General features: G+C 37.3%; 13 protein-coding genes. 9 read left to right on the forward strand and 4 right to left on the reverse strand.

What is annotated here, in order from left to right; genetic code table 11:
• Positions 1 to 77: 77 nt before the first annotated feature.
• Both LDL79_RS15785 and corA read left to right on the forward strand, forming a co-directional pair.
• Positions 78 to 623, forward strand: a complete 546-nt coding sequence (locus LDL79_RS15785) for a type 1 glutamine amidotransferase domain-containing protein (RefSeq protein WP_072981990.1) — start codon at positions 78 to 80, stop codon at positions 621 to 623.
• A gap of 86 nt (positions 624 to 709) precedes the next feature.
• Positions 710 to 1,816: a magnesium/cobalt transporter CorA gene (corA, locus tag LDL79_RS15790; protein ID WP_072981992.1), complete on the forward strand. Its 1,107-nt coding sequence runs from the start codon at positions 710 to 712 to the stop codon at positions 1,814 to 1,816.
• Between the two features lie 9 nt (positions 1,817 to 1,825).
• Here the strand turns inward: corA and LDL79_RS15795 are convergent, their stop codons facing one another.
• Positions 1,826 to 2,260, reverse strand: coding sequence for a hypothetical protein (locus LDL79_RS15795; protein ID WP_072981993.1), 435 nt, complete (start codon positions 2,258 to 2,260; stop codon positions 1,826 to 1,828).
• 140 nt (positions 2,261 to 2,400) lie between these two features.
• On the opposite strand from LDL79_RS15795, the gene LDL79_RS15800 reads away from it, so the two are divergent.
• The 5 genes from LDL79_RS15800 to LDL79_RS15820 all read left to right on the forward strand — a co-directional run bounded on the left by LDL79_RS15800 (position 2,401) and on the right by LDL79_RS15820 (position 10,386).
• A complete protein-coding gene (locus tag LDL79_RS15800; RefSeq protein ID WP_225598422.1) occupies positions 2,401 to 3,078 on the forward strand; it encodes a DUF2461 domain-containing protein in 678 nt (225 codons plus the stop codon).
• 117 nt (positions 3,079 to 3,195) lie between these two features.
• Positions 3,196 to 5,052, forward strand: a complete 1,857-nt coding sequence (locus LDL79_RS15805) for a DNA topoisomerase IV subunit B (RefSeq protein ID WP_225599990.1) — start codon at positions 3,196 to 3,198, stop codon at positions 5,050 to 5,052.
• Positions 5,053 to 5,091: 39 nt separating this feature from the next.
• Positions 5,092 to 7,728, forward strand: coding sequence for a DNA gyrase/topoisomerase IV subunit A (locus LDL79_RS15810; RefSeq protein ID WP_225598423.1), 2,637 nt, complete (start codon positions 5,092 to 5,094; stop codon positions 7,726 to 7,728).
• A 3-nt stretch (positions 7,729 to 7,731) separates the two neighbouring features.
• Positions 7,732 to 8,184: a large conductance mechanosensitive channel protein MscL gene (gene mscL / locus LDL79_RS15815; RefSeq protein ID WP_225598424.1), complete on the forward strand. Its 453-nt coding sequence runs from the start codon at positions 7,732 to 7,734 to the stop codon at positions 8,182 to 8,184.
• 138 nt (positions 8,185 to 8,322) lie between these two features.
• Positions 8,323 to 10,386 carry an ATP-binding protein gene (locus LDL79_RS15820; protein ID WP_225598425.1) on the forward strand — a complete coding sequence of 688 codons (2,064 nt, stop codon included), beginning with the start codon at positions 8,323 to 8,325 and terminating at the stop codon, positions 10,384 to 10,386.
• Here the strand turns inward: LDL79_RS15820 and LDL79_RS15825 are convergent.
• From LDL79_RS15825 to LDL79_RS15835, 3 genes are all read right to left on the reverse strand, one after another.
• On the reverse strand, positions 10,379 to 12,175 hold the full coding sequence (locus tag LDL79_RS15825) for a tetratricopeptide repeat-containing sensor histidine kinase (protein WP_225598426.1): 1,797 nt from the start codon (positions 12,173 to 12,175) through the stop codon (positions 10,379 to 10,381). The genes LDL79_RS15820 and LDL79_RS15825 overlap by 8 nt on opposite strands.
• A 360-nt stretch (positions 12,176 to 12,535) precedes the next feature.
• Positions 12,536 to 12,910 carry a DNA topoisomerase IV gene (locus LDL79_RS15830; protein WP_225598427.1) on the reverse strand — a complete coding sequence of 125 codons (375 nt, stop codon included), beginning with the start codon at positions 12,908 to 12,910 and terminating at the stop codon, positions 12,536 to 12,538.
• Positions 12,911 to 12,967: 57 nt separating this feature from the next.
• Positions 12,968 to 13,396 (reverse strand): helix-turn-helix domain-containing protein, encoded by a 429-nt coding sequence (locus tag LDL79_RS15835; protein ID WP_225598428.1) that lies wholly within the window; start codon positions 13,394 to 13,396, stop codon positions 12,968 to 12,970.
• 292 nt (positions 13,397 to 13,688) lie between these two features.
• Here LDL79_RS15835 and LDL79_RS15840 point away from each other — a divergent pair, with 292 nt between their 5' ends.
• Together LDL79_RS15840 and LDL79_RS15845 are read left to right on the forward strand one after the other, a co-directional pair.
• Positions 13,689 to 14,864: a M14 family zinc carboxypeptidase gene (locus tag LDL79_RS15840; RefSeq protein WP_225598429.1), complete on the forward strand. Its 1,176-nt coding sequence runs from the start codon at positions 13,689 to 13,691 to the stop codon at positions 14,862 to 14,864.
• Positions 14,865 to 14,919: 55 nt separating this feature from the next.
• Positions 14,920 to 15,399 (forward strand): Lrp/AsnC family transcriptional regulator, encoded by a 480-nt coding sequence (locus LDL79_RS15845; protein ID WP_009780242.1) that lies wholly within the window; start codon positions 14,920 to 14,922, stop codon positions 15,397 to 15,399.
• Positions 15,400 to 15,465: the final 66 nt, after the last annotated feature.

A 15,465-nucleotide genomic window follows, 5' to 3' on the forward strand; every position in this document is an offset into this window, starting at 1 on the left:
GTCTTAACCTGGCAACGCATACCTGCTGGCTATCTTTGTTAGTGAATTGATTTTATAACCAACAAAAACAATATACTATGAAAAAGGTAGCAATTTTAGCAACTAACGGATTTGAAGAAAGTGAATTAACTTCTCCATTAGAAGCAATGAAAAAAGAAGGCTTTCAAGTTGATATTGTAAGCGAAAAAAAAGGAACAATTAAAGCGTGGGCAGAAACCGACTGGGGAAAAGATTATGATGTTGATAAGACCTTAGACGAAGTTTCAGCAAAAGATTATAATGCTTTAGTTTTGCCGGGTGGAGTGATTAATCCGGATCAGCTGAGAAGAAATGAAAATGCGCTTGTATTTATTAGAGATTTCTTTAAACAGCATAAACCTGTGGCTGCAATTTGCCACGCACCTCAATTATTGATCAGCGCTGATGTAGTTGAAGGAAGAACTTTAACTTCATTCTCATCAATCAAAAAAGATCTGGAGAACGCAGGTGCTTTGTGGGTAGATAAAGAAGTTGTGGTAGACGAAGCGTTAGTAACCAGTAGAAATCCAAACGATTTACCGGCATTTAATGCCAAAGTAATTGAGGAAATCAACGAAGGTAAGCACGACTTACAACACGCATAAGTTGACCTTAATTTCTAGATAATCAGATTTAAAAAGTCCGTCGTATGGCGGACTTTTTCTATTTTTAACCTACTAAATTGTAATGGATGTCAAAGAGAATAAAGATTAAGAAGCCGAGAATCCCTAAAATTCCAAAAATAAAGCTGGCACACAAGAAGATACAAAACGATGTGCCGGGAACACTTACCTATACAGGTAGTAAGGAACAGAAGCATGTGACGGTTGAACTTATAGATTATTCTCCTTCCACACATAAAAATATCACGGTTGATGATGTTTCGCAGGCATTCAATAAAAAGCATCCGGAAGAAATTAGCTGGATCAATGTCAACGGACTGAGTGATATTGATCAAATAGAAAAACTGGGGGATCACTATAAGTTGCACCCACTTATATTAGAAGATATTGTAGATACCAGTCAACGGCCCAAGATTGATGAGTATCCAGATTATTTATTTATCGTGTTTAAAATGCTCTATTACAATAGTGAGGGAGTTTTTATGAATGAACACATCAGTCTGGTTTTAGGCGAAAACTATCTGATCACATTTCAAGAAGCTGACGGGGATGTATTTGACTCGTTGCGACAACGTATCGCCAACGCCAAAGGACGAGTGCGCAATGCCGGTGCAGACTATTTGATGTTTGCTATTATGGATGCGGTAGTGGATCACTATTTCACTTTAATAGAAACGATGAGCGATCGCATAGAATCGCTAGAAGATATATTATTTTCTAATGCTGCAGATCAAGATATCACTCAAGATATTCAGGAGTTGAAGCGGGAGGTTTTGCGTTTGCGAAAGGCGGTTTTTCCGTTTAGAGAAGTGGTCAACAGGTTGGAAAAAATAGACAGTCAGCTTATTGATGAACGCACGATAACGTACATACGCGATTTGTATGATCACGTGACACAAGTGACTGATAGTATTGATATTTATCGAGAAATGACCTGGGGCTTGATGGATATGTATATGACCACCATTAGCAATAAGATGAACGAGGTGATGAAAGTATTAACCATTATGGCCAGTATTTTTATTCCGCTTACGTTTATGGCCGGTATTTATGGGATGAATTTTGAATACATTCCAGAATTACATCTAAAATACGGGTACTATTATTTGTGGGCAGCAATGATCCTTGTATTTTTAGGATTGCTGTACTATTTCAAACGGAAAAAATGGTTGTAAGTAACCGTGTTAATTCTTTAAAAAGCCTTGTTTAAGGCTGCGTTTACTGAAGAAATAAAGGTACACCGCAATAAAGATCACGATTAAAGGCATTAGTAAACCTTGTACCATTCCGTAGACTTCAATCGCCGGCGTTGCAAAAAAGGAATATCCCATTTGAATCAGAACTCCAACCAAAGAAATCAAAAACAAGGTGACTGCAGAAGTTCTGCGCAGTAATAAAAGCAAGCTTCCTATAAAACCGGTAATCGTCGCAATAGCAAAAATTCCCTTAAGCCATTGCGGTGTGCTTTGAATAAGTTCGGCTTGATCTGCTGGTAATTCAGCAAGAGCAGCACTACTTACAAAGGTTTGCCCCATAAAGGCAAAAACGCCCATTAAATTCCAAATAATTGCTAAAGTGGTGATTATCCAAAACGTACGATTAGGTTTACTTGAAGTCATAATTGGTTAATTTTAAATTTCAAAAATGATCGGGTATCGGGTATAAAATTTCGATAATCTAAAGTAATAATTTTTTAGAAAGTTCGACTTTTAGACCTGTAATCTAGATTAATTCTAACTGCACTGTAAAAGCTATTTTAATGTCAACTAAACTCCCCGCAGCCTATTTTCCGTTTTTAAACGAACTCAAAGAAAACAACCATAAAGAGTGGATGGACGCACATAAGGCTGAATATAAAACTCTGGAAAAACAGTTCAAACAATTTTGTGAAGACACCAAGAATCAGTTGAACAATTTTGACGAGATCGAGCGCGCGAAGGTATTTAGGATCAATAGAGATATACGTTTTAGCAAGAATAAAAATCCGTATAAAACCAACAGAGGAGCTATTTTCTCTAGATCTGGCGTGCAGCGAAGAGGTAGTTTTTATTTTCAGATGGCGCCTGGTGCCAGTTTTGCCGGAGGCGGTTTCTTTAAGCCAGAATCGGCTGATTTGCTCAGAATACGCAAGGAGTTTGAGTTTGACGCAGACCCCATACGATCTATTTTAAATCAAAAAGAATTTAAGTCGGTCTACGGCGGATTTAATACTGAAAGTCAGGTAAAAACAGCTCCTAAAGGTTTTAGCAAAGACGACCCTAATATTGATCTGATCAAGAATAAAAACTTTTTTGTCACGCATCAATACACAGATGCCGAAGTCCTCGCAGAAGATTTTCAGCAAACCTTATTACAACACTTTAAGCTGTTGTTGCCGTTTTTTGATTATATGAGCGAAGTTTTGACAACAGATTTAAACGGAGAATCTATTCTCTAGCTTTCAAAGAGTTAGCTTTTTGATCCAGATTCTTAAAAACTTTGTTAATTAAAATGACTTTTGAGGCTTTAAAAAACCTCTGTGAAATGCTATATTAGCGGACATCCCTTTTATTTTATGGCTGAAGAAACAAAATACACCGAGGACAATATTAGATCCCTTGACTGGAAAGAACATATACGTATGCGTCCGGGGATGTACATCGGGAAACTGGGCGATGGATCTAGTGCAGACGATGGAATTTACATTCTTTTAAAAGAGGTTTTAGACAACTCTATTGATGAGTTTGTAATGGGCTCCGGTAAAACCATTGAAGTTAGTATTCAAGGAACCCGCGTGATCATTCGTGATTATGGCCGTGGGATCCCGCTAGGGAAGGTGGTTGATGTGGTTTCAAAAATGAATACCGGTGGTAAGTATGATTCTCGTGCCTTTAAAAAATCGGTGGGATTAAATGGTGTAGGTACCAAAGCGGTAAATGCACTTTCTGAATATTTTAGAGTAGAATCTACCCGTGACGGGCAATCTGCTTCCGCAGAATTTGAACGCGGAACTCTAAAAGATCAAGAGTTTCTGGAAGAAACCTCACGCCGCAAGGGTACTAAAGTTACTTTTGTACCGGATGATACCATTTTTAAGAATTACAAATTTAGAAATGAGTATGTTTCGCGAATGCTTAAAAACTATGTTTACCTCAATCCGGGATTGACCATAGTTTTTAATGGGGAAAAATTCTATTCAGAAAATGGACTGAAAGATCTTCTGGGCGACCGTATCGCCGAGAATGATGTGCTGTATCCTATCATTCATTTACGCGGTGACGATATTGAAGTAGCGCTTACCCATAGCCGCACGCAGTATTCTGAAGAATATCACTCGTTTGTGAATGGTCAGAATACCACACAAGGTGGTACGCATCAGGCAGCTTTTAGAGAAGCCGTGGTTAAGACCATACGTGAGTTCTACAATAAAAACTATGATGCTTCAGATATACGTAAGTCTATTGTTTCGGCAATAAGTATTAAAGTGATGGAACCGGTTTTTGAGTCACAGACTAAAACCAAATTAGGTTCTACTGATATGGGAGGAGATTTGCCTACGGTACGTACCTATGTCAATGATTTTCTCAAGACCAAACTGGATAACTATCTGCATAAAAACCCGGAAACCGCTGAAAAACTTCAGCGCAAAATTCTTCAGGCAGAGCGGGAGCGTACCGAGTTAAGCGGAATTAGAAAACTGGCAAAAGAGCGGGCTAAAAAAGCAAGCTTACACAATAAAAAACTAAGAGATTGCCGCGTACATTTAACAGACAGTAAAAAGGAGGGCAATCTAGAGAGCACATTATTTATAACCGAGGGAGATTCAGCATCAGGGTCTATTACAAAATCTCGTGATGTCAATACCCAGGCGGTTTTTAGCCTACGAGGTAAACCGCTCAACTCGTACAATATGAGTAAGAAGATTGTATATGAGAATGAAGAATTCAATCTCTTGCAATCTGCTTTGAATATTGAAGAATCTATGGAAGATTTGCGTTACAACAACATTGTGATCGCAACTGATGCCGATGTTGATGGGATGCACATTAGATTATTGCTTATAACGTTCTTTTTGCAATTTTTCCCTGAGCTTATCAAGGAGGGGCATTTATATATTTTAGAAACGCCACTCTTTAGAGTACGTAATAAGAAAAAAACAATTTACTGTTATAGCGAGCAGGAGCGTCGTGATGCAATTGAAGAATTAAGCGGAAAACCTGAGATCACCCGATTTAAAGGTTTAGGTGAAATTTCGCCAGACGAGTTCAAACACTTTATTGGTGACAGTATCCGTTTAGCGCCAATTATGCTTGACGAAGCGATGTCTATTGAAGAAATTTTACAGTTCTATATGGGCAAAAACACGCCAGACCGCCAGAAGTTTATTATTAATAATCTTAAGGTGGAGTTAGATCCTGTATTAGAAAATTAGAATAAGAATCTCCATTTATCTTTTTGAGATAAAGAAACTATGAGCGAAAACTACGAAGATCCAAATTTAGAACAACCAGACGACGAAAATTCAGGTGAAACCATAACCCGAGTAACGGGTATGTTTAAAGACTGGTTTCTGGATTATGCCTCTTATGTTATTTTAGAACGTGCGGTACCGGCGATTGAAGATGGTTTTAAACCTGTACAACGCCGTATCATGCACTCGATGAAAGATCTTGATGATGGCCGCTACAATAAAGTGGCAAACATTGTTGGTCATACGATGCAGTATCACCCGCACGGTGACGCGAGTATTGCCGATGCAATGGTGCAAATGGGGCAAAAAGATTTATTGATCGATACCCAAGGAAACTGGGGGAATACCTTAACCGGTGACAGCGCTGCAGCTTCGCGTTATATTGAAGCCCGACTTTCAAAATTTGCGTTGGAAGTATTGTTTAGTCCGAAAATTACAGATTGGCAAGCTTCGTACGATGGAAGAAGAAAAGAACCCATAAATCTTCCGGTTAAATTCCCATTATTGTTAGCACAAGGTGCCGAAGGTATTGCGGTAGGTTTAAGTACTAAAGTGCTTCCGCATAATTTTATCGAATTGATCGATGCTTCGGTAAAACATTTAGAAGGAAAGAAATTTAAAATCTTACCGGATTTTCCTTCTGCAGGAGAAGCAGATTTTAGTGATTACAAAGACGGAAAACGAGGCGGTCGTGTACGCGTACGTGCCAAGATCAGTCAGCAGGATAAGAATACTTTAGTAATCACCGAAATACCTTTCACTACTACCACTACCTCTCTGATAGATAGTATTTTAAAAGCAAATGATAAAGGAAAGCTTAAAATAAAAAGGATAGAGGATAACACCTCTTCTGAAGTTGAAATCTTAGTGCATTTACCAGCCGGACTTTCTCCTGATAAAACCATTGGAGCGCTTTACGCGTTTACCAATTGTGAAGTTTCTATTTCGCCTTTAGGCTGTGTGATTGAAGATAACAAACCGTTGTTTGTAGGCGTCAGTGAGATGCTGCGTATTTCAACAGAGCGCACTAAAGATTTATTGCGTCAGGAGCTTGAAATACAACTTGAGGAGTTAGAAAATCAATGGCATTATGCTTCTTTAGAACGCATTTTTATCGAAAATAGAATTTACCGTGATATTGAAGAAGAGACCACTTGGGAAGGCGTTTTGCACGCGATCAATGAAGGTTTAAAACCACATATAGGGCATCTAAAACGTCCTGTGGTTGAAGAAGATCTTGTGCGCCTGACTGAAATTCGTATCAAGCGAATTTCAAAATTTGATATAGATAAAGCGCAGCAGCGCATTGAGGCGCTAGAAGATCAGATCGCTGAAGTAAAACATCATTTAGAGCATCTTACGGAGTTTGCCATTGCTTATTTCAAAAGACTTAAGAAAGAATATGGCGCCGGTAGAGAGCGCAAAACTGAGATCAAACTCTTTGATGATATCGAAGCGTCAAAAGTAGTAATTCGCAACACAAAGCTTTATGTGAATCGTAAAGAAGGTTTTGTGGGCACGTCACTCAAGAAAGACGAGTATGTCACAGATTGTGCTGATATTGATGATATTATCGTTTTTACTAAAGAAGGAAAAATGATGGTGTCTAAAGTAGATACCAAAACCTTTGTGGGTAAAGACATCATACACGTAGCCGTATTTAAAAAGAAAGACAAGCGTACCATTTATAATATGTTGTATCGCGACGGAAAAGGAGGCGCAACTTATGTCAAGCGCTTTAATGTCACCAGTACCACGCGCGACCGAGAGTATGACACGACTAAAGGAAAAAAAGGCTCTCAAGTACTTTATTTTTCTGCAAATCCTAATGGAGAGGCTGAAGTGGTATCCGTTTATTTGAGAGCGGTAGGGAATATAAAGAAGTTAAAGTTTGATCTAGACTTTTCTGATATTCTTATCAAAGGCCGAAACGCTAACGGAAACCTTGCGACCAAACACGCCGTACGTACTGTAGAACTGAAGGAGAAAGGGGTTTCTACATTAAAGCCAAGAAAAATATGGTTTGATGATACCATTCAGCGTTTAAATGTGGATGGTAGAGGAGAACTTCTGGGAGAATTTAAGGGGGAAGACAGGCTGTTGATCATCACCCAAGATGGAATAGCCAAAACCATAACACCAGAACTTACCACGCGTTTTGACGATAAAATGATTGTCTTAGAGAAATGGATTCCTGCTAAACCTATTTCGGCGATCTATTGGGATGGAAATAGAGAACGTTATTATGTTAAACGCTTTCTAATTGATAATCCTGAAAAAGAAGAATCGTTTGTTTCTGATCACGAAAATACCCAATTAGAGCTTGTTTCTACAGACCATAGGCCAGTGGTAGAAATGGTATTTTATAAAGAGCGTAACAAGGATCAAAAGACTAACGAAACAGTTGATATAGAAGACTTTATATCGATTAAAGGAATAAACGCTTTAGGTAATCAATTTTATACAGAAAAGCTCAAGCAGATCAATTTATTAGACCCGCTACCTTATGAGGAGCCCGTGGAAGCACAGCCTGAACAGGATGTTGAAACCCCTTCAGAATCAGAAGAGACAGCTCATTCTGAGAACGATCAAGAGGATCACATAAAAGGGGATGGGAGTCAAGGATCATTATTTTAAATTATGGGATTAATTCAGGAGTTTAAGAATTTTGCTGTAAAAGGCAATATGGTTGATATTGCTATTGGTGTGATCATCGGTGCGGCTTTTCAGAGTGTAGTGGATGTCATTGTAAAAAAAATTATGATGCCTCCACTTTCCTTACTCACAGATGGTGTGCGTCTAGCCAATAAAAAGATTGTGCTGAAAGACGCATATACCGCCGTAGACGGCACTACTGTTGAAGAAATAGCCATTGGCTATGGAGAATTGATAGAGGTATTGATCGACTTTTTTATCATTGCGATTGTAGTTTTTATTGTGGTAAAATTGATGAATAGTTTAAAAAGACAAAGTGAAGATGATCAGAATCCTGCTGTTGAAACTCCAAAAAACATTCAGCTTTTGTCACGAATGGAAACCTTACTTGAAGAACAAAATCAGCTTTTAAGGAACCAACAAAAAAGCAAAAAGTAAGAATATTCTTTAGTTAAAATTATTTTTAATAATTATTTTAAGTGGTTAATCGATTATTTATTGTTTTATAGTGCTTCACTCGCAAGAAAATCTGTACTTTTAACATTAAATTATAAATAAGCGACAGCTACTTCCTAGATGGCAAAAGGAATACCCCCCAAACACTATTTTATAGCCTTCCTCTGGTTTTTAATACCGGCGCTCGTTTGCTTTTATGTGTATCACAGCTACAAAGTAGCCTTACCTCAGAAGCTTTCAGACCAGGTACAATTAACCGGAAGCTTGGCCACACAAGACTTTAAGCGCACCGTACGCAGTAATGTGCAGGCGCTTCAAAACCTTACAGAGCGCATTGAAGAAACTGACGGCGCATACTATGATTATTGGAAACAAGATGCGAAGCGTTTGCTCAAGCAAAATGAGTCTTTAGATTTTGTTGAGATCATCAACGCAGATGGTATTATTGAAGATGTGTATCCTAGAAGGCCTAATGTACCTGCTATAGGACTAGATATTTCAAAGTTAGCCTACCGTTTTGAGGACTGGAAAAGTAAATCAAACCAAGGGATTACAAACATTACTCAATGGTTGCACCTTTCGCAAGGCGGTGATTCTTTTCTTATTGATGTCCCGGTGTATATTAATGATGAATTTCGAGGAACCGTAACCGGTGGAATGAATTTTAATGAGGAATTTGATCGGCTAAGTTATTACCTGAAAGACTTTGCAATTCAAATTTTTGATGAAGAAGGGACTCAGTTTTATAATTATAATAATTATGATTTAGCTCAGAAAGATCCGTATTACATTTTTGAGACTGCGATGATTATGGATTCTGATTTAAATGAATCCTGGAATTTTCAACTTACCTTTTCTAATCCAGATTTCTTTGCTGAAGAAATGTTGCTGATCAATATTGCGTTGGCAGTGGGGCTAATTTTATCTCTGGCAATTGGTTTGCTTTCTTTTTTTAACCGAAACGCTCAAGTTGCCGCAAGACGCACCTTTATTATTAACAAAGAATTGAAAAAGGTCAATCAGCATCTTGAGGAACAAACGCAGCGAGCCAATCAAGCTTCAATCGCTAAAACGGAATTTCTATCTAATATGAGTCACGAGATCAGAACTCCGCTAAATGCAATTGTAGGGATCACTGATCTCATAGGTTCCGGAACAAATACGTTTGAAGAAGAACATTACTTATCTCTTCTAAAACAATCCTCAAAAACCTTACTCAATCTAATCAACGATATTTTGCGTCTTGACAAGATTGAGTCTGGCTTTTCTGAAGTTGCCCACATTAAATTTTGTCCGTCTGATATTTTAAAGAATATTGAACAGTTTAACCTTCAGGTTTTAAAAGACAAAGGCATTGCATTTGAATTAAAAATCGAAGCTGAAGAACATAGTTTTGTGTTGGGAGATCGTGCTAAATATGAGCAGATCATCAATAATATTATCAGTAACGCTATCAAGTTCACCGAATCCGGAAGTATAAAAGTGCTCTATAAAGAGGAGGTAAGTGAAAACAAAACCCATCTCTCTATCAGCGTCAAAGACACGGGAATAGGAATTCCTCAAGATAAATTAGATAAAATCTTTGAGCGCTTTATTCAGCTGGATACGGGAATGCGCAAAAAGCACAGTGGAGGCGGAATTGGCTTATCTATTGCTAAACATTTGGTCGAATTATTAAAAGGGAAAATTTCGGTCAAGAGTCAAGAGGGTAAAGGTTCTGAGTTTAGCATTGCGCTTACTTTTGATACAGCTGTTGAAAATTGCACAACAAAAGATACTACCCCAAAATCTGAGATCCCAAATCTTAATATTCTTGCTGTTGATGACAACAAGCTCAACGTTATTGTACTTTCGCAATTGCTCAAAAAACTCGGCTTAGATGCAGATATTGCATACACCGGTAAAGATGCTGTCTCTAAAGCTCAGAAAAAGAAGTATGACCTTATTTTTATGGATGTTCATATGCCGGATATAGACGGGTATGAGGCAACCAAACAAATCAAGTTAGCTAACAAAACGACAGTGATTTTAGGGCTTTCAGCAGATTCTACGCTAAGCGCAATGGATAAAGGAATTGATTGCGGAATGAGTGATTACCTAACCAAGCCAATTGATAAAAGCAAACTGATCTTAGTACTTAACGAGCACTTTGGGATAGGTGGTTCGCAGAAAATTGTTATTTGATAGGCAAATTCAGCAGTACTTGTGTGCCTTTAGGGTTTTCATTAGCGTCATACAAATCGATGAAATTAAGTGTGTAATTGTGCCTTAGATTTTTCGAGAAGTTTTGAAGTCGCTTTAACGTAAGATTGATCCCTATTGATTTCTTTTGAGTATTGATTTTTTCACTAGGCATTTCCATAGTTTTCTTTCTGCCTATGCCATTATCCGTAATGGTAATCGTTATATAATGCTCATCTTTTTTCTTTACATCTAGTGCAAGTCGCTTATAACCTTCTTTGGCTTGCAAGCCGTGCCATAACGCATTTTCTAAAAAAGGTTGTAAAATGAGCGATGGAATTTTAATAGCCGAGATGTCTACTTGATCATCAATAGTTTCTTTATAATCAATTTCATTACAAAATCTGATATTCTCAATATTGACATACAACCGCATCGTTTCGAGTTCTTCAGCAAGTGTAATTTCTTTTTCTAGCGAACTGGATAAAATAGACCGAATAAGTTTTGCAAATTGATTGAGGTAATTAGTAGCATCCTCAAGGTTGCTGTTCTGTAAATAAATACGAATGGAAAGCAACGCGTTAAAAATAAAATGCGGATTCATTTGAGATCGCATTAATTTTTGCTCTGCATTTAAGCGTTGCTTTTGATTTCTTAACTGGGTTTGACGATACAAAATGATGAGAATGATCAAGATAAGAAACGCAACTAAGAGAATGAAAATATTGTTTTTACGGCTTTGACTGAGTTGGATTTGAGCGATCTCATTATTTTGCTGCAGTAAGCTAATCGTATTTTTCTTTTGTTCTGTATCGTATTTGTAAATGAGGTTACTTACATATTTGTGATTGGCTTCGTTAAGGTAGGCTTCTTGTACTTCTTGAGATTTGCGTTGATACTGTAAAGCCGCATTATAATCCCCGGTTTTCTCTTTAAGTTGAGAAAGGTGCATATAAGCCAGGCTTAAAAACTGCTTTTGATCGTTCTCCTTGGCTATATTTTTTCCTTTAAGGAGATAGTTCTCTCCGAGACTTAAATTGCCTACTTCGCTATTGGCCCAGCCCAAATTAATATATGTCAACGCGATATAAAATTTATCGCCTATCTCAAGAGCTTTGGGCAACGAAGGTCTTATGAGCGCTAGAGCTTCTTGTGGCTTTTCTTGTTTTAAATAGACTTGGCCTATACTATTGTGACAAATGACCCTACCTAAATCACTATTGATCTTCTCATTATATTCTAAAGACTTCTGGTAATTAATCAACGCCTTATCGTAAAGTTCGCGCTCTTCATAAGTAATTCCCAGATTAGCATAATTGATCGCCATACCCAGATCGCTCGTCAAGTTGATCTCGCTGTTGATAGCCATTTTAAAGAATTTTTCTGCCTGCTCATAATCGCGTAAAAGCAAATAGATGTTTCCTATGCTGTTTTGTGAAATTGCAATACCTTTTAAAAGCGCATTAGATTTTTTGGGTTGACTTTCCGCTAAGGCGAGTGCCGCATTATGATTGTCAAGGGCAGAACTTACCGCATCAATTCTTCGGTATACTACGCCGGTCATATTCAGAATAGAGACTTCTAATTCTACATCATTGATGGCTTCGGCTAAGGTTAAAGCCCTTTGATGATGCGCTATAGATTCGTCATAATACGAGCGATCTCTTAAAAAAATTCCATATAAATTTTCACCAAAGGCTTCGCCAAAATCATAATTGGCTTTTTGAGATCTATCAATAAAAGAAGTAATCCCTAGAGAATCGCGTCTGAATCGAGAGGTGTATTTCTGCAAAGAATCAAAGGTTGTAAATCGTTTTTGCAGAAGTTCATCAATGATAGTTTTTACATTGGTATCCTGACCCAAAGAGGGTCTGAAACAAAACAGACAAAAGCAAAGAAAGGTATAAAAAATAGCACGCGACAAAAGCTTCAGATTTTACGAGCATCCCAAAGTATTTAATACTCCATTCCGATCGCTATCGGGATGCCTCGAAATTAAAAATTCGTTTCTAATAATTGCCTTTAGGATTTATCCTGTTTTATAAATGATGAGTAAAATACATCATTTATAAAACAGGATAAATATAGTACAAAGTTTAAACAGATGCTTTTGCGTTATATAATCAAATATTCAGATTTTAAGTAAATCAAACTATTTGACTTTTACAGCAGTACCTTTTTGTTTTTTAGAGTCTCCAACCAAGGCATATTCAAAAGTGTAGGAGTTACCTTGAGTTGTAAGAATTTTAAAATGTAGCGCCTTGCGATCCATCATACTTTGAGGGTTGATCTTTTTCGCAATATATTCACAATCATTGATCCAACGAATGCTTGAAGAGTCTGCTTGACCTTTATAATAATCAATTTCTAAGGTGTCATTACGCGTAAATGTTGTCTTTACAACTTCGCCATCCAAATAGGTCTCAAACTCAAAGGAGCCCGTCTTAAAATCGGTGCAATTGCGTTCAGGATTATAACACGAGTTGAGAAGAAGCATTGCGAGCAGCAAAAAGCAAAAATACCGCATAGGAGATCACATTATTTTGGTTATGCCAAAGTTAGCGAAGAATAAACATTCTGGCGATTATGGATTGAAACTTTTAAAGGTTCCATCCTTATAGAAGATCACGATACGCTCAATATCTGATTTAGTTGAAGGACTAGTGTCTGGAGTTGGCTGAGTAGTGCTTGAAGCATCTGTGGAATTAGAAGCTAGCGCTACCGGTTCATCATCAAAGTTTGCTGTAAGCTGCGAACTCGCAATAGGAGCTCGTTTTGTGACTTGACTTTTAGGAAAGCTTCCTTTGCCATTTAAGAGCCAGTACAGCTCTACTTCAGGGAAGGCCTCAATGATCTTCATTACAAATTCTAGACTTGGTTTATTTCTGCCGGAAATAATATGAGAGATCGAAGAGCGCCCCACATCAATAGCATCAGCAAATGAAGTAGCGTTCAAATCGTACTCATCCATTATTTTCTGAAGCCTTTTAGTAAATAATTCGCTGTTTACCATTGTAAATTATATAGTAACTAAATTACATTACAAATGTAAATAATATAAATACAATTGTAAAATTACATTTGTGAACAGATGTATTTTCAATTGAAGCTTTGGCTTAATAAGAACAATCTAAATAACTGTAAAAAAGCTTATTATTATAATTAAAAGTGCTCTTTGGAATAATTCCTTTTGTGTTGTTTACTATTAAACCATGTTGTTTATCAATGTAAACAAGTGAGTAATAGCTTTCTGTTTACATTTGTAACATCTCGAATGTTTACATTTGTGACTTATTTAAATCCTTATGAATTATACCACTTTGCGTGATTGGCATAAGCTTCATCACGAGAAAGCCTTGTTTGGGCGTTACATTACTACTTCACATATACAACCGCTAATTGATCAACTTCCACAGCTGTTTCAAGTAAAAAGTTTGGGCTATTCTGTTGAGAAGCGTCTGATACAATCGGTAACTTTTGGTACCGGTCCTATTCAGATCTTAGGTTGGTCTCAAATGCATGGGAATGAAAGCACCACAACCAAAGCTTTATTTGACCTTTTTAGGTGGTTTGCTGCACATCAGGATCAAACTGTGGTTAAGCACCTTTTAAATGCGTGCACGTTTACTATGATCCCTATGCTCAATCCTGACGGCGCTGAGGCATATACTCGTGTTAATGCCAATCAGGTAGATTTAAATAGAGATGCGCAGAACTTGACCCAGCCAGAGAGTTGTATTCTTAAGGAGGCTTATACTTCGATCAAACCTGATTACTGTCTTAATCTACACGGACAGCGCACCATATTTGGTGTAGGAAGTCCGGCCAAGAGCGCTATAGTATCCTTTTTATCACCATCTCAGGATGAATTGCGCACCGTGACGGCATCTAGAAAAATAGGAATGTCTATTATAAGTGATCTAAATGAAATGCTTCAGCAATTTATTCCGGGAAGTGTGGGGCGTTATGATGATGGATTTAATCTTAACTGTGTGGGGGATACCTTGCAGCAATTAAATATACCTACCATCTTGTTTGAAGCTGGTCATTTTCCCGGAGATTACGAGCGGGAGCAGACCAGATGTTTTATGTTTTTATCATTAATTCGCGTTTTTGAGTCGGTTTTATTGCTCAAATCTGAAGAAATAGGGGACTCAAATTCGTATTTCGCTATTCCGGAGAACAAAAAGTGCTACTTTGATTGCATAATTCGCAATGTGAATATTCCCCAAATTGGAGTAACCGATATGGCTATTCAATATGAAGAAACTTTAAAGAATGGTACCTTGTATTTTGTACCTAAAATAGCCCAGATCGCTGATTTAGATGATTTTGTGGGGCATAAGGAGTTGAATTTTCATCAAAAAGAAATTCAAATTCCAGAAGGAATGCAACTAGAAGTAGGGACAAATCTTGAGAATCTTCAAGCAAATAGTAATTTACCTACAACGTTTTCGGTAAAAAGCAACAATTTATTATGAATTATTCAGTGATTTTATATTATTTTTGATTTATATATAATTTAATTACTTAATAATGGCAAAATTCAAATTAGACGAGGTTGATCATCAAATCTTAGATATGCTGATTGAGAATACCCGAACTCCTTTTACAGATATAGCAAAGAAGTTGTTGATATCTGCAGGTACTGTTCACGTACGTGTAAAAAAGATGGAAGAAGCAGGTATTATTGTGGGGTCATCCTTAACGCTTGACTATGCAAAACTTGGCTATTCTTTCATTGCTTACGTAGGTATTTATATAAATAAGACCAGTCAAACCACATTTGTTTTGGAGCGTATTAACCAAATTCCTTATGTTACGGTAGCGCACGTAACTACAGGCAAGTTTAATATTTTCTGTAAGGTACGTGCGAAGAATACAGAGCACGCTAAAAATATTATCTTTATGTTAGATGATATTGAAGGGGTGTACCGTACTGAAACAATGATTTCTCTTGATGAAAGCATTAACGATAAGAAACGTTTAATGCATAGTATTTTTCAAGATTTGTAAAGTAAACCAAAGCATATTTTTATAATATACCCTTTGGCTTTGTTGACAAAGGGTTTTTTTATTCTA

Origin of the sequence: Leeuwenhoekiella palythoae (assembly GCF_020310025.1) — a bacterium.
Lineage (GTDB): Bacteria > Bacteroidota > Bacteroidia > Flavobacteriales > Flavobacteriaceae > Leeuwenhoekiella > Leeuwenhoekiella palythoae.